Raw genomic sequence first — 22,252 nt, forward strand, 5'->3', positions numbered from 1 at the left:
AGTGAATCAAGTTTGGCGGACTTCTCCCGCCCTGCCGGTTTCCCTAGACTGGGCGCTGTTCGCCTTCATCCCCAGGAGACACGCATGACCACGGTTCCCGCGTATACGTCCGACGCCGACGTCGGCCACTACATCGACGGCGCGCCCGTCGCCGGCCGCAGCGGCCGCTTCCAGGACGTCCTCAATCCGGCGCTCGGTCGCGCGGTGCGTCGCGTGGCGCTGGCCGACGACAGCGAAGTGCGGCAGGCCGTCGCCGCCGCCCACGCCGCGTTCCCGGCCTGGGCCGACACGCCGCCGATCCGCCGCGCACGCGTGCTGCACCGTTTCCTGCAACTGATGAACGAGCACCGCGACACGCTCGCGGCGATCATCACCGCCGAGCACGGCAAGGTGTTCTCGGACGCGCAAGGCGAAGTCGCGCGCGGCATCGACATCGTCGAATTCGCATGCGGCGTGCCGCAACTGCTGAAGGGCGACTTCACCGACCAGGTCAGCACCGGCATCGACAACTGGACGATGCGCCAGCCGCTGGGCGTCGTCGCGGGCATCACGCCGTTCAACTTCCCGTGCATGGTGCCGTGCTGGATGTTCCCGGTCGCGATCGCGACGGGCAACACGTTCGTACTGAAGCCGAGCGAGCGCGACCCGTCGGCCGCGCTGTTCATCGCCGACCTGCTCACGCAGGCGGGCCTGCCGGCCGGCGTGTTCAACGTCGTGCAGGGCGGCAAGGACGCGGTCGATGCGCTGCTCGACCACCCGGACGTGCAGGCCGTCAGCTTCGTCGGCTCGACGCCGATCGCGGCGTACGTGCAGCAGCGCGCGGTGCAGTCGGGCAAGCGCGTGCAGGCGCTCGGCGGCGCGAAGAACCACCTCGTCGTGATGCCCGACGCGAACATCGAGCAGGCCGTCGACGCGCTGATCGGCGCCGCGTACGGCTCGGCCGGCGAGCGCTGCATGGCGATCAGCATCGCGGTGCTGGTCGGCGACGTGGCCGACAAGATCGTGCCGGCGGTCGCCGAACGCGCACGCAAGCTGGTGATCGGCGACGGGATGTCGCCGGAAGTCGAGATGGGCCCGATCGTCACCGGCGAAGCGCTCAAGCGCATCGAAGGCTATATCGAGCAGGGCGTGAACGAAGGCGCGCAACTGGTGGTGGACGGGCGCGGGCTGCGCGTGCCGGGCCGCGAGGCCGGCTTCTTCACCGGCGGCACGCTGTTCGATCACGTGCGCCCCGACATGCGGATCTACCAGGAAGAGATCTTCGGGCCGGTGCTCGGCTGCGTGCGCGTGAAGGATTTCGGCGAAGCGGTCGACCTGATCAACGCGCACGAGTTCGGCAACGGCGTTTCATGCTTCACGAGCGACGGCGGCATCGCGCGCGAATTCGCGCGGCGCATCCAGGTCGGCATGGTCGGCATCAACGTGCCGATCCCGGTGCCGATGGCGTGGCACGGCTTCGGCGGCTGGAAGAAGAGCCTGTTCGGCGACATGCACGCGTACGGCGAGGAAGGCGTGCGCTTCTACACGCGCCAGAAGTCGGTGATGCAGCGCTGGTCGTCGAGCATCGGCAAGGGCGCCGAATTCGCAATGCCGACCGCGAAGTAAGCCGGCCGGTGCGCAGCCCGTCGAGCCGTTCGGCGGGCGGTGCGCAGCCCGTCGAGATCAACCGGCTTTCGTGCCGTGCGCGCCGTCGGCGGTCGGCATATAGGACAGCTCGAGCCGGTACGCGAGCGCGACGAACAGGCTCTGCGCGAGGCCCATCGTCGCGGTCAGCGCGCGGAACCCGAACGTCGCGCTGTCCTGCACCATCAGCGTCACCTCGGCCTCCCGCGCGAGCGGGCTCATCCGGCTGTCGGTGATCGCGATCAGCCGCGCGCCGCGCTGCGCGGCCTGCTGCGCGACCTGCACGGTCTCGTCCGCGTACGGCATGAACGAGATCGCGATCATCACGTCGCCCTCGCGCACCGACCGGATCTGCCCGAGATGCATGCTGCCGAGCGCGCTGAACAGCCCGATGCGCTTGTCGGTGTGCTGCAGCGCATAGTCCAGATACACGGCGATCGGAAACGCGCGCCGCGACCCGGCGATCCAGATCGCCTGCGTATCGGCGAGCAGGTCGACGGCCCGCGCGAGCGCCTGCGAGTCGAGCGTCTGCCGCAACTGCTGCATCCCGGCGATGCTGCCCTTGATGAATTCGTCGGCGATCTGTTCGGGCTGCAGGCTCGACGAACCGGCTTCGATCACGTCGCGCAGCCGCAGGTTGTATGCGCGCCCCGGCGCGATCTGCTGCGCGAGCCCTTCGCGGAACAGCCGCTGCATCTCGGAGAAGCCGGAAAAGCCGAAGTGCTTCGCGAAGCGCACGACGGCCGACGGCTGGACGCCGCAGGCCTCCGCGAGCGACTGGATGCCTTCCAGCCCAAGCTGGTCCCGATGCGTTTCCACGTGGCGCGCGATCACCTTCAGGCGATTGCTGAGGCCGTCGTACTCCTGCGTCAGGTGCTGCAGGAACGCCTCGACGGTGGCGGGAGGTTTCTCGGATGAACTCATCGGATAGCGCGAAGTTGACGGCCCCGATGCGCGCGCGTGGCTGGCGGGCGCGGCCCGGGGCTCGACTGGATACATGCATGAAGGGCGAATTTAATCACGTTTGCGGCACGGCCCGTGCCGCGTGCTCGCTCCCACGCGCTCGATCATCACCAGGGTCTGTTGACGTACGCTCCACGGCAAGACTGGAACCGATTGTCCAACGCGCGCGCGGCGGCGTAAAGATCAGGGTGTGTACCGAGGCCGGCTGCCGCGGCGAAGCGCGGCGCAGCGGGCCTTGCCCGCTTCAACGATAGTCGATCCACACGCCGCCCGCATCGGCCGAACGCACGCAGTTCTCGACCCAGCGCACGCCCTCGACGCCCGCGTGCACGTCCGGAAAGCGAATGGTCTTCAATGCCGCCGTGTCGCCGCGATCGGCCGCGTCCATCGCGAGCGCGAAGCGCGCGTACAGGTTCGACCATGCGTCGAACAGCCCTTCCGGATGCCCGGCGCCGATGCGATCTTCGCGCAATGCGTGCGGATGCAGGTACGGCATTCCGCGATCGAGCACCTGGGCAGGCTGCCCCTGGATTTCGTAGCGCAACTGGTTCGGGTGCTCGTCCCACCATTCGACGCTCGCCTTCGAGCCGATCACGCGCACCTTCTGCCCGTGCATCGAGCCGGCGTTCACCGCGCTCGACCACACGTAGCCGATCGCGCCGGTGTCGTATTCCATGATCGTGAACGCGTTGTCCTCGAGCGGCGCGCGGCTCTTCACGAAGCTCTGCCGCGAACACATCAGCCGCCGGATCTTCAGCTCGGGCGCCATCACTTCCGAGATGTACAGCGGGTGCGTGCCGATGTCGCCGAGCACGTAGCTCGGGCCCGCGAACTTCGGATCCACGCGCCAGCGCGCGGCCGCGCTCGCGGCCTCGACGCCCTCGCTGTGGAAGCCGTGCGCGAACTGCATCTGCACAATGCGGATCTCGCCGAGGTCGCCGCGCGCGATCATCTCGCGCGCCTGCTCGATCATCTGGTATCCGGAATAACCGTACGCGACGCCGACGATCCGGTTCTTCTCGACCGACAGCCGTTGCAGCGCCTCGGCCTCCTCGGTCGTGAAGCACAGCGGCTTCTCGCAGACCACGTGCAGCCCCGCGTTCAGCGCGGCGCGGCAGATCTCGAAGTGCGTGTTGTTCGGCGTCGCGATCGACACCGCGCGGATGCCGTCGGGGCGACGCGCCTCGGCGTCGAACATCGTCGCGTAATCGGGATAGCAGCGCTCGGCCGCGACGCCGAGCTTCACGCCGAACTGGCGGCCGCGTTCGGGATCGATATCGAATGCGCCGGCAACCAGCTGGAAGCTGCCGTCGCGCAGTGCGGCCGACCGGTGGCTGTAGCCGATCTGGCTGCCGAGCCCGCCGCCGACCATGCCCCAGCGAATCGAATGTCCAAGCAGAATCTGTCCGTCAATCATGATGGTGATGTTCCTGGTGCGTGTTCATGGGTCATGCAAAACCGGCCGACGCGAGAAACGCGCGGCTCGCGGCGACGTCGCGCAGGCTCGTGCCGACGTTGCGCGGGTCGCGCTCCTGCTCGATCGTGATATAGCCCGCGTAGCCGATGGCGTCGAGCGCCTCGCGGATCGCGCGGTAGTCGAGCACGCCGGCGCCGATCGGGCACATCACGCCGCGCGCGCAGGCGGCGAAGAACGCGATGTGCTCGCCCATCACCGCGTCGTATACGGCCGCGTCAATGTCTTTGAAATGCACGTAGTCGAGCCGTGCCGCATGGCGGCGCAACCACGCTTCCGGGTCCATGCCCGAGTAATACAGGTGGCCGGTATCGAGACAGAGGCCCGCCGTCTCGGCCGGAATGTCGGCAACGATCCGGTCGATCTCGTCCGCGAATTCGATGTAGCCGCCCGCATGCGGATGAATCACCGCGCGCACGCCGAACTCGTCGCGCGCGATCGTCGCGATCTGCCGGATATGGTCGACCATCCGCGCCCAGCGCGTGTCGGACAGCCGCGGCGCGCGATCGCCGTGGCCGGCCGCGTAGTCGCGCTCCTCGTGGCCCCAGTCCATCACGACCAGGTACGGCGCCGCGTAGTGCTGGCCGTCCTGCGTCGGCAGCTTCGGCAACTGCGTGATCAGCGCACAGATGTCGCGCGTCTGGCGCAGCAGGTTCGGCAGGTTCTCCGGCGACACGAGATCGTCGAAAATCGTGCCGGCCGTGATGCTCAGGCGCTGGCGCTCGAGCTCGGCGCTCACCACGTCGAGCTCGAGCGGGATATAGCCATAGGGCCCGAGCTCGATGCCCGAATAACCGGCCTGCGCGGCCTCGGCGAGCACGTGCCGCCACGGCGGCAGATGCGGGTTCTTCACGTCGTCGACACCCCAGCAGCACGGGGCGCAACCTATCTTCATCGTCATCTCGGTCGGTCCGGCAGGTCAGCGGCGGGCGGTCGCTGGTCAGCCGCGATAGAACGCGGGGCGCTCGGCCATCGCGATCGGCTCGACCGCGCCGGTCTTCTGCGCCCGCACGCACGCGTCGGCCGCGACCGCCGCCGCGTAGCCGTCCCACGCGGACGGCCCGGTCAGCACGCCCTGCCGCACGCCGTCGATGAACGCCTGCAGCTCGACGTCGTACGACGCGATGAAGCGCTCCTTCCAGTCGGTCATGATCTCGACCGACTGCCGCGCCGCATGCTTGAGCCCGACGGCCGGCGGATCGGGCAGCTTCGCGATGCCCTGCTCGCCGACCACCTCGCACTGGATGTCGTAGCCGTACTGGCAGTTCACGAAGATCTCGACGTCGATGCGCACGCCGCTCGCGGTTTCGAGCAGCACGATCTGCGGATCGGCGAGATGCGCGGATGCATGGCGCGTCTTCTTCGGATAGACGACCTGCGCGCTCGTGTAATCCTCGCCGAGCAGCCAGCGCAGCACGTCGAGTTCGTGGATCAGCGTGTCGGTGATCGCCATGTCGGTCGTGTAGCGCTCGCCGACCGACTGGTTGCGGTGCGCGCAATGCAGCATCAGCGGCGCGCCGATTTCGCCGCTGTCGATCACGCGCTTCAACGCGCGATAGCCTTCGTCGTACGGCCGCATGAAGCCGACCTGCACGAGCCGCTTGCCGTGTGCGAGCTCGGCTTCGACGATCCGCATGCAACCGTCGGCCGTGACGGCCAGCGGCTTCTCGCAGAACACCGGCTTGCCGTGCGCGATCGCGTCGAGCACGAACGCTTCGTGCGTCGGCCCCCAGGACGTGACGAGCACGGCCTGCACGTCGGCGGCCGCGATCACTTCGTGGCCGTCGCCGTAGATCTCGGCGTCGAGCCCGTATTTCGTCACCGCGTCGCGCGCCTGCCGCGGATCGATGTCGTTGACGGCCACGACGCGCGCGCCGGACAGCGTGCGGGTCAGTCTGCGAATGTGGTCCTGGCCGATCGCGCCGCAGCCGATCACGCCGATTTGCAAGGTCATGCAGTTGTCTCCGGTGGTTCGTTCATCAGCGGCGCGGCCCATGCCGCGCCGGTCGCTTCCCTCTCGAATGCGGGCGGCCCGCGCGCTCAGCGGCGCGACTTCTTGTTGCGGTACTGGTCGGCGATCACGGCCGCGACGATGATCGCGCCCTTCACCATCTCCTGGTAATACGCGTCGATGCGGATGAACGTGAAGCCCGACGTCATCACGCCGAGGATCAGCACGCCGATCACGGTGCCCGTCACGCGGCCGAGGCCGCCCGACAGCGACGTGCCGCCGATCACGACGGCCGCGATCGCATCGAGCTCGTACATCACGCCCATGCCCGACTGGCCGGAGATCGCGCGCGCGGCCGTCACGGTGCCCGCGATGCCGCTCAGGAGGCCCGCGATCGCATAGACGAAGATCAGGTGACGCGTGACGTTGATGCCCGACACGACGGCCGCGTGGCGGTTCGCGCCGATCGCATAGGTGTACTTGCCGAAGCGCGTATAGCGCAGCACGACGTGGAAGATCGCGGCGATCACGACGAAGATGATCACCGGATTGGCGCCCGCGCCGATCGCCGCGAACGGGTCGGTCAGCATCGACACCGGCATCCCGTTGGTGAACCACTTCGCGAAGCCGCGCGCGGCGACCATCGTGCCGAGCGTCGCGATGAACGGCGGGATGCCCGTCATCGCGATCAGCGTGCCGTTCAGCAGGCCGACCAGCAGCCCGACGCACACGCCGGCCAGCACCGGCCAGATGACCGGCAGGTCGGTGAGGTGCGGAAACACCGCGCGCGGGAAGTCGGACACCTGCGCGAGGCTCGCCGACACGACGGCGGCGGCCGCGACGACCGACCCCGACGACAGGTCGATCCCGCTGGTGATGATCACGAGGTTCACGCCGACCGCGATGATGCCGATCACGGCCATCTGCAGCACGATGATCTCGAGCCGCTCGGCATTGAACAAGAAGCTCTGGCCGACGACGACCCAGCCGACGATCTCGAAGAACAGGCTGATGCCGACCAGCACGAGGAAGATGCTCAGTTCGGGCGGCCACTTCGCATGCCGCGACTTGAGTGTCATGGTCTGCGCATCCGCGACCGGGTTCAGGTTGCCCATTTCAGTTGTCTCCAATCTTGTTTCGGCTCAGCGCGACGCGAGATCCATGATGCGGACCTGGTCGGCGTCCTTGCGATCGACGATGCCGGTCATGCGCCCTTCGTGCATCACCATCACGCGATCGCTCATGCCCAGCACTTCCGGCATCTCCGACGAGATCATCAGCACCGCGACGCCCTTGCCGGCGAGCGCGCTGACGAGCCGGTGGATCTCGGCCTTCGCGCCGACGTCGATGCCGCGGGTCGGTTCGTCGAGGATCAGGATGCGCGGCTGCGTGAGCAGCCACCGGCCGATCAGCACCTTCTGCTGGTTGCCGCCCGACAGGTTCTGGATGGTCTCGTGCAGCCCGGGCGACTTCACGCGCAGCATCCGGCTCATTTCCTCGCAGTCGCGCTTCAACTGCGCGTGCTGCACGAAGTTGAACTTCACGTAGCGACGGCTGAGCACCGCCGCTTCCATGTTCGCGAGCAGGTCGAGATTCAGGAAGCAGCCGGAGTCCTTGCGGTCCTCGGTGAGGAACGCCATTCCGTGCCGCATCGCCTGCGCGGGCGTCGAAATGCGCACCGGCTTGCCGTCGATGCGGATCTCGCCCGACGTGGCCGGCACGACGCCGAACAGCGCCTCCGCGACGTTCGAGCGCCCGGAGCCGACGAGGCCCGCGACACCGAGAATCTCGCCCGCGCGCAGCTCGAAGCTCACGTCGCGGAACACGCCGTCGACGCAGAGATCCTTCACCGACAGCACGACGTCGCCGATCGGCACGTCTTCCTTCGGGAACATCTGCGTGATCTCGCGCCCGACCATCATGCGGATGATGTCGTCGCGCGTGACGTCGCTCGATGCGTGCGTGCCGATGTACTTGCCGTCGCGGAACACCGAGAATTCGTCGGCGATCTCGAACAGCTCGTTCATCTTGTGCGTGATGTAGACGATGCCCTTGCCCTGCTCGCGCAGCTGGCGAATGATCCGGAACAGGTGCGTGACTTCCCTGTCGGTCAGTGCGGAGGTCGGCTCGTCCATGATCAGCACGTCCGAGTCGAACGACACGGCCTTCGCGATCTCGACCATCTGGCGGCTCGCGACCGTCAGCGTGCGCACGTCGGTTTCCGGATCGATGTCGATCGACAGCCGCTCGAACAGCTCGGCCGTGCGGCGGCGCAGCTCGGCGTGATCGATCAGGCCGAAGCGGTTCTTCGGTTCGCGGCGGATCCAGATGTTCTCCGCGACCGTCATGTAAGGCATCAGGTTGAGCTCCTGATGGATCATCGCGATCCCGCGATCGAGCGCGTCGAGCGGCCCGTTCAGCACGACGGGCTCGCCGTTGATCAGGATTTCGCCCTGGTCGGGCGTGTAGACGCCCGCGATGATCTTCATCAGCGTGGACTTGCCGGCGCCGTTCTCGCCCATCAGCGCATGAACGGTGCCACGGCGCACGCGGAACTGCACGCCGTCGAGCGCGACGACGCCGGGAAAGGACTTGCCGACGCCGCGCACCTCGAGCACGCAGTCGGCCATGGGCGCACCGGACGAACCCGGCGCGGCGGACGACGCGGCCGGCGCGCTTTCGCTGGCCATCGAGCGCGCGATCCTGGCTGTAAACATGGACGTTCCTCGAAAGTCGCGCGCGAGCCCGGCCGCGCCGGGCCCGCGCAGTTCAGCGGGAAAACCGGTCAGTGCTTCGCGTACTGGTTCATGTTCTCCGGCGTGACGAGCTCGAACGGCACGTTCACGTAGCGATCGACCGGCTGCTTCTTCGCGAGCTTGAGCGCCGCGGCCACCGCTTGCGCGCCCTGCCCGGTCGCGTTCTGGTAGACCGACACCTTCAGCTCGCCGGCCTTCATCGCCGCGAGGCCGTCCGGCGTCGCGTCGATGCCGGCGACGACCGTCTTCGGCGTCAGCTTGCGCGCGGCCTTCAGCGCGTTGATCGCGCCGATCGCCATTTCGTCGTTGTTCGACACGATCGCGTCGAACTTCGTCCCGGAGCTCAGCCAGTTCATCGTGATGTCCTGGCCTTGCGTGCGGCTCCACTTGCCTTCGCGCTTGTCGACGATCTTCATGCCCGCGCAATCCTTCGTCGCGATCACGTCCTCGATGTCCTTGGTGCGGGCGCGCGCCGACTCGTTGGACAGCTCGCCCATCAGCACGAGGATGTCGCCCTTGCCGCCGAGCAGCTTGCACACCTGGCGCGCCTGCAGCGTGCCCGACTGCTTCTCGTCGGAGGCGACGACCGCGACGCCGGCCGGCAGCTTGTCGAAATCGACCGGCTTGCGGTTCACGTAGACGAGCGGGATCTTCGCGGCGGTCACCATCTTCGTGATCTTCGGCGTCGCGTCGGTATCGACCGCGTTCACGATGATCGCGTCGACCTTCTGCGCGATCATGTTCTGGACCTGGCTCAACTGCTTGCCGACGTCATTGCCGCCGTCCTCGATCTGCACGGTCACGCCGTCCTTCTTCGCCGAATCGGCAATGCTGTTGCGCAGGATGGTCAGGAACGTGTCGTCGAACGATGCCATCGTCACGCCGATCTTCTCGGCATGCGCGAGCGGCGCGGCCAGGATCGCGGCGGCCGCGACGGCCATCAGCTTGGTCTTCATGATCAATCTGTCTCCTCATCTCCGGGGGCGGAAGACGGCGCGTTGCGCGCCGCCGGGCCGAGTCCGATCTGGTCCGATCGGGACTGAAGCATCCGGATGAAACTGTAGATCACTTCCTCGAAAATTTGGAAATTTATTTCTACGTGATTTCACCTAGGGAACTGTATTTCCAAAAAGTCTAGACTCCGTTCCGTAGCCCGATTCCCGGCGGCAGGCAGCCTCGCGTCGTGCGGCACGTGCCGCGGACAGCTGCCGCTGGATCGGTCCCTAATCTGCCGGCAGCGCCGAACGCCGGCCGCGAGCGTGACACGTGATATGAGCCTGAACTTTCCGAGTGACCGCCCCATCGATCTCGCCTGCCTCGGCCGCGTGGCCGTGGATCTCTATGCCCAGCAGTACGGCAGCCGCCTCGAGGATGCGCGCAGCTTCCAGATGTATCTCGGCGGTTCGTCGGGCAACGTCGCGTTCGGCGTCGCGCGGCTGGGCCTGAAGACCGCGATGATTTCGCGCGTCGGCGACGAGCAGATGGGCCGCTTCCTGCGCGAGACGCTCGAGCGCGAAGGCTGCGACACGAGCCAGTTGCAGACCGACCGCGAGCGCCTGACCGCGCTGGTGCTGCTCGGGCTGAAGGATCGCGACACGTTCCCGCTGCTGTTCGTGCGAGAGAACTGCGCGGACATGGCCGTGCGCGCCGACGAGATCAGCGAGGACTTCATCGCCGGCTGCCGCGCGCTGGCGATCACCGGCACGCATCTGTCGACGCCGGGCACGCGCGAGGCGTCGCTGACCGCGTTGACGTATGCGCGCCGCCACGGCGCCGTGCGCATCCTCGACATCGACTACCGGCCGGTGCTGTGGGGGCTGACCGCGCGCGGCGCCGGCGAAAACCGCTATGTGCCGGACGCGCAGGTGACGCGCCAGTTGCAGCAGGTGCTCGGCGAATTCGACCTGCTGGTCGGCACCGAGGAGGAATTCCTGATCGCGGGCGGCGTGCCGCACGACCTGATCGCGTCGTTGCACGCGGTGCGCGCGATCACGAACGCGACGCTGGTGGTCAAGCGCGGCGCGCTCGGCTGCTGCGTGATCGAAGGCGACATCCCGGCGCGCATCGACGATGCGCCGACCTTTCTCGGCGAGCGGGTCGAGGTGCTCAACGTGCTCGGCGCGGGCGACGCGTTCCTGTCGGGCCTGCTGTCGGGGCTGCTGCGCGGGCGCGACTGGGCCGAATCGACGCGCATCGCGAACGCGTGCGGCGCGATCGTCGTGTCGCGCCACGCGTGCTCGGCCGCGATGCCGACGCCGGCCGAACTCGCGCACTGGTTCGACGGCGGCCGCAATCCGGCGGTCGATGCCGACCGCACGCTCGCGCACCTGCATCGCGTGACGGTGCCGCGCCGCGACTGGGACGACCTGTGCGTGATGGCGTTCGACCATCGCAGCCAGTTCTACGAGCTGGCAGTGCAGGCCGGCGCGGACGAAGCACGGATCAAGACGTTGAAGCGCCTGCTCGTGCGCGCGGTCGAACAGGTCGAGCGCGATCGCGGGATCGCCGGCCACGTCGGCGTGCTGATCGACGGCGGCGCATACGGCAGCGACGCGCTCGCGTCAGCCACCGGGCGCGGCTGGTGGGTCGGCCGCCCGGTCGAGCTGCCCGGCTCGCGGCCGCTGCGTTTCGACGACACGCGCTCGGTCGGCTCGTCGCTCACGCACTGGCCGACCGAACAGGTCGTGAAGTGCCTCGTTCACTATCACCCCGACGACCCCGTCGACCTGCGCGTCGAGCAGGAGCAGCGCGTGCTGGAACTGTGGGAAGCCACGCGCGCGAGCGGCAACGAGCTGCTGCTGGAAATGATTCCGCCGCGCGCGGTCACGCCGGCCGGCACCGAGGACGACGCGGTGCTGCGCACGGTCGCGCGCTTCTACAACCTCGGCGTGAAGCCCGAATGGTGGAAGCTCACGCCGCTCACCGCCGACGGCTGGGCGCGGCTCGCCGCGCTGATCGCCGAGCGCGACCCGTACTGCCGCGGCGCGGTGATCCTCGGCCTGAACCAGCCGCTGCAATACCTGGTCGACAGCTTCCGCTCGGCGACCAACCCGATCGTCAAGGGCTTCATGGTCGGGCGCACGCTGTGGGCCGATGCGTCGCTGAACTGGTTCGCGGGCCGGATCGACGATCAGGCGCTGATCGACGAAGTGGCCGGCAACTTCGCGCGACTGGTCGACGCGTGGCTCGGCCGCCGGGCCACCGCGCGGGCCGCCGCGGCCTGATGCCCCGTGTTCGTGACGACCACCCGACTCCTCTCTATCGATCGACGATGACCACCACCGTAAGACTGACCGTCAGCCAGGCACTCGTGCGCTACCTGGCCGCCCTGCGCGCCGAAGTCGTCCAGCCCGACGGGCGCACCGAGATCCTGCCGTATTGCGGCGGCGTGTTCGCGATCTTCGGCCACGGCAACGTGGCCGGTCTCGGCGAAGCGCTGCATGCGGAGAAGGACCGGCTGCCGACGTTTCGCGCGCACAACGAGCAAGGGATGGCCAACGCGGCCGTCGCGTTCGCGAAGGCGCATTTCCGCCAGCGAATGATGGCCGCGACGTCGAGCATCGGCCCCGGCGCGACCAACATGCTGACCTCCGCCGCGCTCGCGCACGTCGGCCGCTTGCCGCTGCTGTTGCTGCCCGGCGACGTGTTCGTGTCGCGGCTGCCCGACCCGGTGCTGCAGCAGGTCGAGGATTTCGAACAGGGCGACGTCAGCGCGAACGACTGCTTCCGGCCCGTCACGCGCTACTTCGATCGCATCACGTCGCCCGAGCAACTGCTCGTCGCGCTGCCGCGCGCGATCCAGGTGATGACCGATCCCGCGCAGTGCGGGCCCGTGTGTCTCGCGCTGCCGCAGGACGTGCAGACCTTCGCGTACGACTGGCCCGAGGATTTCTTCGCGCCGCCGGTGATCCGGATGCGCCGGCCGCCGGCCGACGCGCTCGAGCTCGCCGACGCGCTCGACGTGCTGAAAGCCGCGAAGAAGCCGCTGATCGTCGCCGGCGGCGGCGTGCTGTACAGCCAGGCGTGGGACGCGCTGCGCGCGTTCGCCGACACGCACGGCGTGCCCGTCGCCGAATCGCAGGCCGGCAAGGGCAGCCTCGCGTGGGATCATCCGCTGAACCTCGGCTCGATCGGCGTGACGGGCTCGCCCGCCGCGAACCGCGCGGCCGCGCAGGCCGACGTCGTGTTCGCGGTCGGCACGCGGCTGCAGGATTTCACGACCGGCTCGCACGCGCTCTACGGCGACGCGACGCTGCTGAGCCTGAACGTGCAGCCGTTCGACGCGGGCAAGAAGCGCGGCCGGCAACTCGTGGCCGATGCGCGCACGGGCCTTGGGCAGCTATCGGCCGCGCTGGCCGGCTGGCGCGCCGATGCGGCGTGGACCGCCGCGAACCGCGACCAGGCCGCCGCATGGAACGCGCGCGTGACCGAGCTGACCACACGGATTCCGAAGGACACGCTGCCGTACGACGCGGAAGTGATCGGCGCGGTGCGCGACTCCGCGGCCGACGCGGGGCGCGACAGCGCGCGCGACGATCTCGTCGTCTGCGCGGCCGGCACGCTGCCGGCCGAACTGCACAAACTGTGGCGCAGCGGCGTGCCGGGCAACTACCACATGGACTATGCGTATTCGTGCATGGGCTACGAAGTCGCGGGCGGCCTCGGCGCGAAGCTCGCGCGCCCCGAGCGCGAAGTGATCGTGATCGTCGGCGACGGCTCGTACATGATGCTCAACGCGGAACTCGCGACGTCGGTGATGCTCGGCCGCAAGCTGATCGTCGTGATCCTCGACAACCGCGGCTACGGCTGCATCGAGCGGCTGCAACGCCACTGCGGCGGCGCGAGCTTCAACAACATGCTCGACGACTGCGTGCCCGAAGGCGGCGAGCGCTCGACGATCGACTTCGCGATGCATGCGCGCGCGATGGGCGCCGAAGCCGTGCACGTGCGCGACGTCGGCGAATTGCGCGATGAAATGAAGCGCGCGCGTGCGGCGACGAAGAGCCAGGTGCTCGTGATCGACACCACGCACCATCGCACGACCGACGACGGCGGCGCGTGGTGGGAAGTCGCGGTGCCGCAGGTATCCGGACGCGCCGGCGTCGAAGCGGCGCACCGCGCGTATCTCGACGCGAAGACGCGCCAGCGACGTTGAGCGCGCCTGCCCCGCGCCTCTGCCGCACCGGTAAAACAACATTCGAACCAAGGAAGCACGTCATGAGCTGGAACGTTCGTATCGGTATCAATCCCCTGTCGTGGATGAACGACGACCTGCCGTCGCTCGGCGGCGAGACGCCGCTCGAAACGGCGCTGAAGGAAGGCGCCGAGATCGGCTATGCGGGCTTCGAGCTCGGCAACAAGTTTCCGAAGACGGGCCCCGAACTGAAGGCGAAGCTCGCCGAATTCGGGCTCGTGTGCGTGTCGGGCTGGTATTCGGGCTTCCTCGCGGAAGTCGCGCCGGGCATGACGGACGCCGACGCGGTGGCGGCGGAGATCGAGCGCTGCCGCGCGCACATGACGAAGCTGCAATTCAACGACGTGAAGGTCGTCGTGTACGGCGAATGCGCGGGCACGATCCAGGGCAGCATCGACACGCCGGTCGCGAAGCGGCCGCGTTTCGTCGACGACGAAGCGTGGCGGCGCTATGCGGCGCGCCTCGACGCGTTCGGCGCGCACCTGCTCGACACGTACGGCATCAAGCTCGCCTACCATCACCACATGGGCGCGTACGTCGAATCGCCGGCCGACGTCGACCGGCTGATGGCGCTGACCGATCCGGCGAAGGTGTTCCTGCTGTTCGACACCGGCCATGCGTATTTCGGCGGCGCGGCCGACCCGGTGGCGCTGCTGAAGAAGCACGTATCGCGCGTGGCGCACGTGCATTGCAAGGACGTGCGACCGCAAGTCGTCAACCAGGCGCGCAACGACGGCTGGAGCTTCCTGAACGGCGTGATCAACGGCACCTTCACGGTGCCGGGCGACGGCGCGCTCGACTACGACGCGACGCTGCGCACGCTGAAGGACGCCGGCTACGAAGGCTGGCTCGTCGTCGAGGCCGAGCAGGATCCGGCCGTCGCGCCGAGCTATCAGTATGCGAAGAAGGGCTACGACGCGCTGCGCGCGATCGTCGACCGGTTGAGCGCTTGAGCACGCGCGCAAGCGCCTGGGCGGTCGCGCCCCACCCTATTGCGGAGACCCATCTCATGACGATTTCTCCCCTCCTGGTCAAGGCATCCGCCGACCGCGAAATCTGCAACGTCACGCCCGAATCGGCCGGCTGGAAACACGTCGGCTTTCGCGCGCTGCGCCTGAAGGCCGGCGACACCGAGACGCTCGACACCGGCACGCGCGAACTGTGCGTCGTCGTGCTGACGGGCACGGTGCGCGCCGAAGTCGACGGCGAAACCCACGACGCGCTCGGCAGGCGCGACAGCGTGTTCGAGGACGTGTCGCCGGACGCGCTGTACGTGCCGGGCGGCAAGACGGTGACGCTGGTCGCGACGCGCGATGCGGAAGTCGCGCTGTGCACCGCGCCCTACGCGAGCGGCGACAAGCGCGTGCTGCGCCTCGACGGCGAGCGGATGCGCCGCTCGGTGCGCGGGCAAGGCACCAACACGCGCTACGTATGCGACATCCTGATGGGCGACAACCCGGCCGCCGACCGGCTGCTCGTCGTCGAAGTCGTCACGCCGGCCAGCCATTCGAGCAGCTATCCGCCGCACAAGCACGACCGCGACGCCGCGCCCGACGAAACCTCGCTCGAGGAAACCTACTATCACCGGATCGATCCGCCGCAGGGTTTCGCGTTCCAGCGCGTGTACACGGACGACCGCAGCCTCGACGAAGCCTGCGCGGTCGAGAACCACGACGTCGTGATGGTGCCGCGCGGCTATCACCCGGTGGTGGCGCCTCACGGCTACAACCTGTACTACCTGAACGTGATGGCGGGCCCAAGCCGTGCGTGGGCGTTCAAGAACGATCCCGCGCATGAGTGGATGCTGGACGCGGCGCCCCATCGTTGAAGCACTGAAACGCCGAAGCACCGAACGGAAGACGGGCCCGCGCGCGGCCCGTGACGATGCAACGCCCGGCACGCGCGTGCAGCGCCGGCAATGCGACGGAGCCGCCATGGTGACGCCCCCCTTTCGCCTCGAACCCCACGCCTTCGACGACGATGCGTCGAACCCGGCGCTGCCGCACTTCAATGCAGCCGTCGCGCGCCGCATCGGAGAAATCGCGGTCAACCTCGCGACGCGACGCGGACTGCCGATTGCGGTCGGCATCGTCGGCGGGCACGCGCCGCTGTTCTATTGCGCGCTCGACGGCAGCGACGCGCGCGACGGCGATGCGATCCGCCGCCGGCAGAACACGGTGCTGCGTTTCGGCCAGAGTTCGCTCGCGGTCGGCGCGTGCTTTCGGCGTGCCGGCTGGTCGCTGCGCTCGCAAGGCCTGTCGGACGACGATTACGCGCTCGACGGCGGCGGCGTGCCGTTGCGGCTCGTCGGCGCCGGCATCGTCGGCGCGATGACGATCGCGGGGCTCGGCTCCGAAGACAATCACGCGCTCGTCGTCGAATGCTTGCGGTGGCACGTCGGCGCGACCGCGCTGGCGATGAGCGCATAGCGGGCGTCGCACCAGCGCACGCAGGCCGTCACGAACGGCGCGTCGGCAGCGCGTCGAGCGTGCCGGCCGGCCGGTTCGCCACGGCCGAGTCAGCTTGCTCGTCCGGGATATCGTCGAGCGACCGGTTGTTGGTGCGCGGCCCGAACGCGCCGATCGACAGCATCACGATCAGCATGCTGCCGCCGATCAGCGCGAACACCGCGGACACCCCCGCGCGCTCGAGCAGCAACGCGACGATGAAACTGCTGGCCGCGCCGGTCAGGCGGCCGATCGAATGCACGAAGCCGAGCGCGCGCCCGCGGATCGCGGTCGGAAACAGTTCCGACTGGTACGCGGTGCCGTTGCTCGCGAGCACCGTGCTCGACAGCGTGACGAGCAGGCCGAACGCGATCACGAACGGCGCCTGCGCCGACGTCGCGAACGCACTGCCGAACAGCGCGACGCCGAACGCCGACGCGACGATCAACCACTTGCGCTCGATCCGGTCGGCGAGCAGGCCTGCGACGAGCGGCGACACCGGATACGCGAACGCGATCACGAATGCATAGCCGAGGCTTTTCGCGACGGTCGCGCCCTGCGCGGCGAGCAGCGTCGGCAGCCATTGGCTGAAACCGAAGAAGCCGATGCTCAGGAAGCCGTTGAACGCGATCAGCATCGCGGTGCGGCCGCGGTGCCGCGCATCCCACATCGACGGCGCGCGTGGCGCCGGCTGCACGTCGGCGGCCGGCGGCCGGACCGCCGGCAGCGGCCGCCCCGATTCGCGCGCGACGATCCGTTCGAGTCGCGCCACGATGCGTTCGGCCTCGGCTTCCCGGCCCACGCCGACGAGCCAGCGCGGCGACTCCGGCAGGCGCGCCTGCAGCCACCAGACGACCACCGCGCCACTTCCGCCGAGCAGCACGACCCAGCGCCATCCCGACCAGCCGAGCGGATCGCGCGGGACCCAGAGCCACGATACGAACGCGAGCACCGGCATGGCCAGATACCCGACGGCGAAGCAGACGGCAAATGCACGGCCACGCACCGCCTTCGGCACCAGCTCGGTCAGGAACGCGCCGATCGTGATCAGCTCCGCGCCGACGCCGCAGCCCGCGACGAAGCGGCACGCGAGCACGCCGATCGCGCTCCACTGCACGCACATCGCCAGGCTCGCAACGGTATAGAGCAGCAGCGCGCCGGTAAACAGCGCGCGACGCCCGTAGCGGTCCGCCAGGCGCGACACGAACATCTCGCCGACGAACAGCCCGATGAACGTCGCCGCGCCGAGCGCGCCCTGGTCGGACATGCCGAGCACGCCGCGCGCGCCGGTGTGAAAGATGCCGTCGCGAATCAGCCCGGGCGGCAGATAGGTCATCTGGAACAGGTCGTAGACCTCGAAGAAGCCGCCCACGCTCAGGAACAGCACGAGCTTCCAGATGCTCGCCGTGGCGGGCAGGCGGTCGATGCGCGCGGCGAGCGATGCCGCAACAGAGTCAGACATGGCGTGTCCTCGGTAGTCCGCCCGCGCGCCGCGCGGGACGTCGATCAACGCGCGGCGCGGGCCGCGCGGCAGGCAATCACACGGTGGCGACCGGATTGACCGGCGAGCCGACGAGCCCGCGCAGATGCAGCGGCGGCGCGGTCAGCAGGAAGCGGTTGCGACGGTGTTCGTGCAGCCAGTCCGCCAGCGGCGTCAGGTGCCACAGCTCGCCGAGATGGATGCCGAGCTTGAACAGGCACAGCTCGTGCAGCGGCATCAGCGCGCCGGGCCGCGCGCGCGGCGGCGCGTCGCGCGGGCGCTCCTCGACCGCGTGGTTGTCGGCCGCGAGCGCGGCGAGCCCCGACGCGTCGATCCAGTTCAGCAGACGTTCGTCGGCGCCGTCCAGCACGCAGCATGCTGGCGGCGCACCGGTCTCGCCGCGCGCGTCGGCGGCGAGCAGAAGGTCCGCGAAACCCGTGTGCAAGCAGACGATATCGCCGCGCTCGACGCTCACGCCGTCCGCGCGCAGCACCGCCATCCAGTCGTCGAAACCGATCTTGCGCCGCGCGTCGCCGAAGTGGCGGCGCAGGTCGACCATCACGCCGCGCCCCTGCACGCCGGTGCGCGCCATCACCTCGATGCCGAGCGCGTGCGCGCCGCCTTGCGCGGCGCCCGCTTCCGGCACGCGGATATGCTCGTCCATCCGGTAGCCGTTGTAGAACACGCGGGTCTTTTCGCCGTCGCCGGCCGGATCGAACAGCGAGCCGACGTGCGACAGCGCATCCCATTGCGTCGAGAACTGCGAATGCAGGCAGAACGCGTCGTCGCAGACGACATCCGTTGCGTTCGCAACCTGTTCGTCGGCGCGGTAGCCGAAGTACGGCTTGTCGCCCAGCAGCGCCGGCATGATCGCCGGCGGGCGCCGTCTCGCGTTCAGTCCGCCGCCGCGCGGCACGTCGAGCGGCAGGCTCAGCGAGAACACGCGGCCTTCGCGCACTTCCGCGACGCCGCGCAGCACGGCGTCCGGCGTCAGCCAGTTCAGGCGCCCCTTCTGGTCGTCCGGGCCGAAATCGCCCCAGTTCGAACCGGGCGGTCGGTGGGTCCAACGCGGATTCATGATGCCTCCTCCACTATGCGGTGCATCCGGTCTCTGCCGGTGCGCGGCCCGCTTACTGCGAGCGGATCACGCCCAGCGCGGCGAGCCGTGCGTATTCGTGCTCGCCGAGCAGCGGCTGCAGGATTTCGCGGTTGTGTTCGCCGAGCGCGGGCGCGGGCCGGCGGAAGGCGCCGGGCGTACCCGACAGGCGCGGCGTGACGTTGTGCATCGGCAGGCTGCCGACGTCGTCGTCGGGCAGCTCGACCAGCGCCTCGCGCTCGATCACGTAGCGATCGGCGACGATCTGCGCGATGTCCTGGATCGGCCCGACCGTCACGCCCGCCTCCTCGAAGAACGCGAGATTGGCGTCGAGATCGCGCGCGGCGATGAATTCGCCGACGATCGCATCGAGCGCTTGCGCGTGCCGCACGCGCAGTACGTTGGTCGCATAGCGCGGATCGTCGATCAGATCGGCGCGCCCGATCGCGCGGAACAGCCGCTCGGCCATCGCCTGCGTCGAACTCGACAGGCACAGCCACTTGCCGTCGCGCGTGCGATACGCGTTGCGCGGCGCGGTGTTCGTCGAGCGGCTGCCGGTGCGCGGCTTGATCTCGCCGGTCATCACGTAGTTCGCCGCGGCCGGCCCGAGGATCGACAGCAGCGGCTCGAACAGCGACACGTCGATCACCTGCCCGGCCGCCCGCTGCGCGCCGCGCGCATGCAGCGCGACCAGCACGGCGAGCGCGCCGGACATCCCGGCCGTCATGTCGGCGAGAAACATCGGCGGCAGCACCGGCTCGCGATCGGCGAACCCGTTGATCGCCGCGAAACCCGCATAGCCTTCGGCGAGCGTGCCGAAGCCCGGCTTGTGGCGATACGGCCCGGTCTGTCCCCAGCCGGAGATCCGCGCGATCACGAGTTCCGGGCGGATCGCGAGCAGGTCGTCGGGGCCGAGCCCCATCCGCTCCGCGACGCCCGGCTTGAAGCTTTCGACGAACACGTCCGCGTCGCGCACCAGCCGGCGCACGATGTCGACGCCCTCCGGCGTGCGCAGATCGACGCACACGCTGCGCTTGTTGCGCCCGTACACCTTCCAGTTCGTGCTGATGCCGCCGGCGCCGACCGCGCGCAACGTATCGCCGCGCTCGCTTTCGACCTTCACGACGTCCGCGCCGAAGTCGGCCAACTGCACGCTCAGCATGTTGCCGGCCATCAGGCGCGACAGATCGACCACGCGCACGCCGGACAGCGGCCCGGTGGCGTTGGCATCGAACGATTTCGGATGGATCGGGCCGGTGGACGCGCGACGATGCGCGCCGGCCGCGCGAGCGGCCTGCGGGTCGGGTACGGACATGATGTCTCCTGGTAGTTGTCGGTCAGTCAGGCATGCGCGCGTCGCGCGCCGGCGCTACTCGAGCAATACGCCGAGCCGGTCGGTCGCGGGAAACGCCGCACCCGTCGCGGGCAGATCGCCGCCGAGCGCACGCGTCAATTCCGCGGCGGCGGCCTGCACATGCGGCAGGTAATCGGCCAGCACTTTCTTGTTGAAGCGATAGCGCGGCACGCCGAGCGAAATCGCGCCGCTCAGCACGCGGCCGACACCGAACGCCGGGCACGCGATCGCCGCGCTCTCCGGATCGCGCTCGGCGATCGACACCGCATAGCCCTGCTCGGCCGTCTTCTCGTACTCGCCGCCGCGCGTGCCGGAAAACGCGAGCAGCACGCGCCCCGCCGCGCCGACGTCGAGCGCGAAGCGGTCGCCTTCGCGCAGATGCGTGCTCACCGCGCGCTGCGCCTGGATGCGGAACAGGCAGACACGCTGGTCGCCTTCGCGCACGTAGAACGCGGCGGTCTCGCCGGTCTGCGCCGACAGCGTCGACAGGATCGGCATCACGTATTCGCGCAACTGGAACGACTCGCGATACATCACGCCGAGCTGGAACACGGCCGGCCCCAACACGTAGCGCCCGTCGGGCAGGCGCTTGATGAAGCGGAATTGTTCGAGGGACTCGAACATCCGCAGCAGCGTGCTCATGTTGAGCCCCGTCGCGTCGCTGACCTGCGCGAGCATCAGCCCGCCGGGCGCGCCGGAGAAGGCCAGCAGCGCGGTCAACGCACGATTGACCGCGGCCACGCCGCCTTCCGCCTGATTAGTCGTCTCCACCTTGCTCATGTCCGCCTCGCGCTGTGCCGGGCGGCGCGAACGGCGCGCCCGGGCTCACACAAATTGAAAGTCACTTTCATTATACGCAGGATGGCCGTGACATCAACATGAATCCGCAGCGCTTCCTTCGTTCAACTTCTTTCAACTCCTCATAAATATAGGCGTTAACGATAATCTTGACGAATGGCCCCATCGATCACAAAAATAAAAGTGACTTTCATTTTTATAGAACAACGATGAATCCCACCTCCCAACCGGTCTGGCGCTCGCTGCTCTACGTGCCTGCCCACGTCCCCCGTTTCGTCGAGAAGGCCGCGACCAGCGCGGCCGATGCGCTGATCCTCGACCTGGAAGACAGCGTCCCGTTCGCGTGCAAGCGCGACGCGCGGGACGGCCTCGCCGACGCCGTGCCGAGGCTGCGGGCCGCCGGCCACGACGTGCTGGTCCGCGCCAACGGCCCGCTCGACCTGCTGGTGCCCGACCTGCGTGCGGCCGTGCAGGCGGGCGTGCACGGCGTCGTGCTGCCGAAGGTGCGCGGCGGCTCGCACGTCGAGGCGATCGACGAACTGCTGGCCACGCTCGAGGATAAAGCCGGCGCCGCGCCCGGCGGCACGCGCGTCGTCGCGATCATCGAGACGCCGCGTGCGTTCCAGGCGATGGAGCGGATCGCGCGCGCGTCGCCGCGCGTCGTCGCGATGATGCTCGGCGGCGCCGACTTCGCGCTGAACTGCGAAAGCGGCACCGGCGCCGACGTGCTGCGCGTGCCGAAGCAGTTGCTGATCATCGCCGCGCGCGCGGCCGGCATTTTGCCGCTCGGCCTGCTCGACGGCCTCGACGAACTGCGCGACCTCGATGCGTTCGAGCGCATCGCGCGCGCGTCCGCGGCATTCGGCTATGCGGGCGCGACCTGCATTCATCCGCTGCAGGTCGATGCGCTGAACCGCGCGTTCCGGCCGGACGACGACGCGGTGCGCGACGCGCGCGCCGTGCTCGCCGCGTACGACGACGCGCGCGCCAACGGCCGCGGCGCGCTGCGCATCGGCGGCCGGATGGTCGACGCGGCGGGCGTCGCACAGGCCACGCGCGTACTCGCGCGCGACGCGGCCGTGCGGGCCCGCGCACGCTGACCGACGATGCGCACGC

The 22,252-nt window shown here is 68.9% G+C and carries 18 protein-coding genes; 7 read left to right on the top strand and 11 right to left on the bottom strand.

The features are described 5' to 3' along the window. Window positions 1-84 precede the first annotated feature (84 nt). Window positions 85-1,605, top strand: coding sequence for a CoA-acylating methylmalonate-semialdehyde dehydrogenase (locus KPB06_RS17550; protein ID WP_060316271.1), 1,521 nt, complete (start codon window positions 85-87; stop codon window positions 1,603-1,605). Window positions 1,606-1,662: 57 nt separating this feature from the next. Here the strand turns inward: KPB06_RS17550 and KPB06_RS17555 are convergent, their stop codons facing one another. The 7 genes from KPB06_RS17555 to KPB06_RS17585 all read right to left on the bottom strand — a co-directional run bounded on the left by KPB06_RS17555 (window position 1,663) and on the right by KPB06_RS17585 (window position 9,723). Further along, a complete protein-coding gene (locus KPB06_RS17555) occupies window positions 1,663-2,547 on the bottom strand; it encodes a MurR/RpiR family transcriptional regulator (protein ID WP_060316274.1) in 885 nt (294 codons plus the stop codon). 283 nt (window positions 2,548-2,830) lie between these two features. Then, on the bottom strand, window positions 2,831-4,003 hold the full coding sequence (locus KPB06_RS17560) for a Gfo/Idh/MocA family protein (RefSeq protein ID WP_275906184.1): 1,173 nt from the start codon (window positions 4,001-4,003) through the stop codon (window positions 2,831-2,833). A gap of 31 nt (window positions 4,004-4,034) precedes the next feature. Further along, entirely contained in the window at window positions 4,035-4,961 is a 927-nt protein-coding gene (locus KPB06_RS17565) for a TIM barrel protein (protein WP_275906185.1), read from the bottom strand. 39 nt (window positions 4,962-5,000) lie between these two features. Next, window positions 5,001-6,014 carry a bifunctional inositol 2-dehydrogenase/D-chiro-inositol 1-dehydrogenase gene (gene iolG / locus KPB06_RS17570; RefSeq protein WP_104012269.1) on the bottom strand — a complete coding sequence of 338 codons (1,014 nt, stop codon included), beginning with the start codon at window positions 6,012-6,014 and terminating at the stop codon, window positions 5,001-5,003. Between the two features lie 86 nt (window positions 6,015-6,100). Continuing rightward, a complete protein-coding gene (locus tag KPB06_RS17575; RefSeq protein WP_059575884.1) occupies window positions 6,101-7,126 on the bottom strand; it encodes an ABC transporter permease in 1,026 nt (341 codons plus the stop codon). Between the two features lie 27 nt (window positions 7,127-7,153). Beyond that, window positions 7,154-8,728, bottom strand: a complete 1,575-nt coding sequence (locus KPB06_RS17580; RefSeq protein WP_275906186.1) for a sugar ABC transporter ATP-binding protein — start codon at window positions 8,726-8,728, stop codon at window positions 7,154-7,156. Between the two features lie 68 nt (window positions 8,729-8,796). Beyond that, window positions 8,797-9,723, bottom strand: coding sequence for a sugar ABC transporter substrate-binding protein (locus tag KPB06_RS17585; protein WP_059575888.1), 927 nt, complete (start codon window positions 9,721-9,723; stop codon window positions 8,797-8,799). Between the two features lie 315 nt (window positions 9,724-10,038). On the opposite strand from KPB06_RS17585, the gene KPB06_RS17590 reads away from it, so the two are divergent. The 5 genes from KPB06_RS17590 (at window position 10,039) to KPB06_RS17610 (ending at window position 16,390) form a co-directional block, all read left to right on the top strand. Beyond that, window positions 10,039-11,991, top strand: coding sequence for a bifunctional 5-dehydro-2-deoxygluconokinase/5-dehydro-2-deoxyphosphogluconate aldolase (locus tag KPB06_RS17590; RefSeq protein ID WP_275906187.1), 1,953 nt, complete (start codon window positions 10,039-10,041; stop codon window positions 11,989-11,991). A gap of 47 nt (window positions 11,992-12,038) precedes the next feature. Continuing rightward, window positions 12,039-13,922, top strand: a complete 1,884-nt coding sequence (gene iolD, locus KPB06_RS17595; protein WP_060316294.1) for a 3D-(3,5/4)-trihydroxycyclohexane-1,2-dione acylhydrolase (decyclizing) — start codon at window positions 12,039-12,041, stop codon at window positions 13,920-13,922. Between the two features lie 62 nt (window positions 13,923-13,984). Continuing rightward, entirely contained in the window at window positions 13,985-14,914 is a 930-nt protein-coding gene (gene iolE / locus KPB06_RS17600) for a myo-inosose-2 dehydratase (RefSeq protein ID WP_059640651.1), read from the top strand. Window positions 14,915-14,970: 56 nt separating this feature from the next. After that, entirely contained in the window at window positions 14,971-15,789 is an 819-nt protein-coding gene (gene iolB, locus KPB06_RS17605) for a 5-deoxy-glucuronate isomerase (protein WP_059575895.1), read from the top strand. Window positions 15,790-15,895: 106 nt separating this feature from the next. After that, window positions 15,896-16,390 (top strand): heme-degrading domain-containing protein, encoded by a 495-nt coding sequence (locus tag KPB06_RS17610; protein WP_104012272.1) that lies wholly within the window; start codon window positions 15,896-15,898, stop codon window positions 16,388-16,390. Between the two features lie 28 nt (window positions 16,391-16,418). Here KPB06_RS17610 and KPB06_RS17615 read toward each other — a convergent pair whose 3' ends face one another. The 4 genes from KPB06_RS17615 to KPB06_RS17630 all read right to left on the bottom strand — a co-directional run bounded on the left by KPB06_RS17615 (window position 16,419) and on the right by KPB06_RS17630 (window position 21,118). After that, entirely contained in the window at window positions 16,419-17,870 is a 1,452-nt protein-coding gene (locus KPB06_RS17615) for an MFS transporter (RefSeq protein ID WP_081066612.1), read from the bottom strand. Window positions 17,871-17,946: 76 nt separating this feature from the next. Beyond that, the gene (locus KPB06_RS17620) at window positions 17,947-18,966 is read right to left on the bottom strand and encodes a cyclase family protein (RefSeq protein ID WP_059575899.1); all 1,020 of its coding nucleotides are present in this window, start codon (window positions 18,964-18,966) and stop codon (window positions 17,947-17,949) included. A 52-nt stretch (window positions 18,967-19,018) separates the two neighbouring features. Further along, window positions 19,019-20,299 (bottom strand): CaiB/BaiF CoA transferase family protein, encoded by a 1,281-nt coding sequence (locus tag KPB06_RS17625; RefSeq protein WP_059575901.1) that lies wholly within the window; start codon window positions 20,297-20,299, stop codon window positions 19,019-19,021. Window positions 20,300-20,353: 54 nt separating this feature from the next. Next, window positions 20,354-21,118 carry an IclR family transcriptional regulator gene (locus KPB06_RS17630; RefSeq protein WP_059575903.1) on the bottom strand — a complete coding sequence of 255 codons (765 nt, stop codon included), beginning with the start codon at window positions 21,116-21,118 and terminating at the stop codon, window positions 20,354-20,356. 227 nt (window positions 21,119-21,345) lie between these two features. Between KPB06_RS17630 and KPB06_RS17635 the strand changes: the two genes are divergently transcribed. Next, window positions 21,346-22,236 carry an HpcH/HpaI aldolase/citrate lyase family protein gene (locus KPB06_RS17635; protein ID WP_275906188.1) on the top strand — a complete coding sequence of 297 codons (891 nt, stop codon included), beginning with the start codon at window positions 21,346-21,348 and terminating at the stop codon, window positions 22,234-22,236. The last annotated feature ends 16 nt before the right edge of the window (window positions 22,237-22,252 follow it).

The organism is Burkholderia semiarida, assembly GCF_029268935.1.
Classification (GTDB): Bacteria; Pseudomonadota; Gammaproteobacteria; order Burkholderiales; family Burkholderiaceae; genus Burkholderia; species Burkholderia semiarida.

Excerpts from the sequence above, each read along its gene's own strand:
- KPB06_RS17550 (WP_060316271.1), top strand. The coding sequence starts at position 85 with ATGACCACGGTTCCCGCGTATACGTCCGACGCCGACGTCGGCCACTAC.
- KPB06_RS17555 (WP_060316274.1), bottom strand. The coding sequence starts at position 2,547 with ATGAGTTCATCCGAGAAACCTCCCGCCACCGTCGAGGCGTTCCTGCAG.
- KPB06_RS17560 (WP_275906184.1), bottom strand. The coding sequence starts at position 4,003 with ATGATTGACGGACAGATTCTGCTTGGACATTCGATTCGCTGGGGCATG.
- KPB06_RS17565 (WP_275906185.1), bottom strand. The coding sequence starts at position 4,961 with ATGACGATGAAGATAGGTTGCGCCCCGTGCTGCTGGGGTGTCGACGAC.
- iolG (WP_104012269.1), bottom strand. The coding sequence starts at position 6,014 with ATGACCTTGCAAATCGGCGTGATCGGCTGCGGCGCGATCGGCCAGGAC.
- KPB06_RS17575 (WP_059575884.1), bottom strand. The coding sequence starts at position 7,126 with ATGGGCAACCTGAACCCGGTCGCGGATGCGCAGACCATGACACTCAAG.
- KPB06_RS17580 (WP_275906186.1), bottom strand. The coding sequence starts at position 8,728 with ATGTTTACAGCCAGGATCGCGCGCTCGATGGCCAGCGAAAGCGCGCCG.
- KPB06_RS17585 (WP_059575888.1), bottom strand. The coding sequence starts at position 9,723 with ATGAAGACCAAGCTGATGGCCGTCGCGGCCGCCGCGATCCTGGCCGCG.
- KPB06_RS17590 (WP_275906187.1), top strand. The coding sequence starts at position 10,039 with ATGAGCCTGAACTTTCCGAGTGACCGCCCCATCGATCTCGCCTGCCTC.
- iolD (WP_060316294.1), top strand. The coding sequence starts at position 12,039 with ATGACCACCACCGTAAGACTGACCGTCAGCCAGGCACTCGTGCGCTAC.
- iolE (WP_059640651.1), top strand. The coding sequence starts at position 13,985 with ATGAGCTGGAACGTTCGTATCGGTATCAATCCCCTGTCGTGGATGAAC.
- iolB (WP_059575895.1), top strand. The coding sequence starts at position 14,971 with ATGACGATTTCTCCCCTCCTGGTCAAGGCATCCGCCGACCGCGAAATC.
- KPB06_RS17610 (WP_104012272.1), top strand. The coding sequence starts at position 15,896 with ATGGTGACGCCCCCCTTTCGCCTCGAACCCCACGCCTTCGACGACGAT.
- KPB06_RS17615 (WP_081066612.1), bottom strand. The coding sequence starts at position 17,870 with ATGTCTGACTCTGTTGCGGCATCGCTCGCCGCGCGCATCGACCGCCTG.
- KPB06_RS17620 (WP_059575899.1), bottom strand. The coding sequence starts at position 18,966 with ATGAATCCGCGTTGGACCCACCGACCGCCCGGTTCGAACTGGGGCGAT.
- KPB06_RS17625 (WP_059575901.1), bottom strand. The coding sequence starts at position 20,299 with ATGTCCGTACCCGACCCGCAGGCCGCTCGCGCGGCCGGCGCGCATCGT.
- KPB06_RS17630 (WP_059575903.1), bottom strand. The coding sequence starts at position 21,118 with ATGAGCAAGGTGGAGACGACTAATCAGGCGGAAGGCGGCGTGGCCGCG.
- KPB06_RS17635 (WP_275906188.1), top strand. The coding sequence starts at position 21,346 with ATGAATCCCACCTCCCAACCGGTCTGGCGCTCGCTGCTCTACGTGCCT.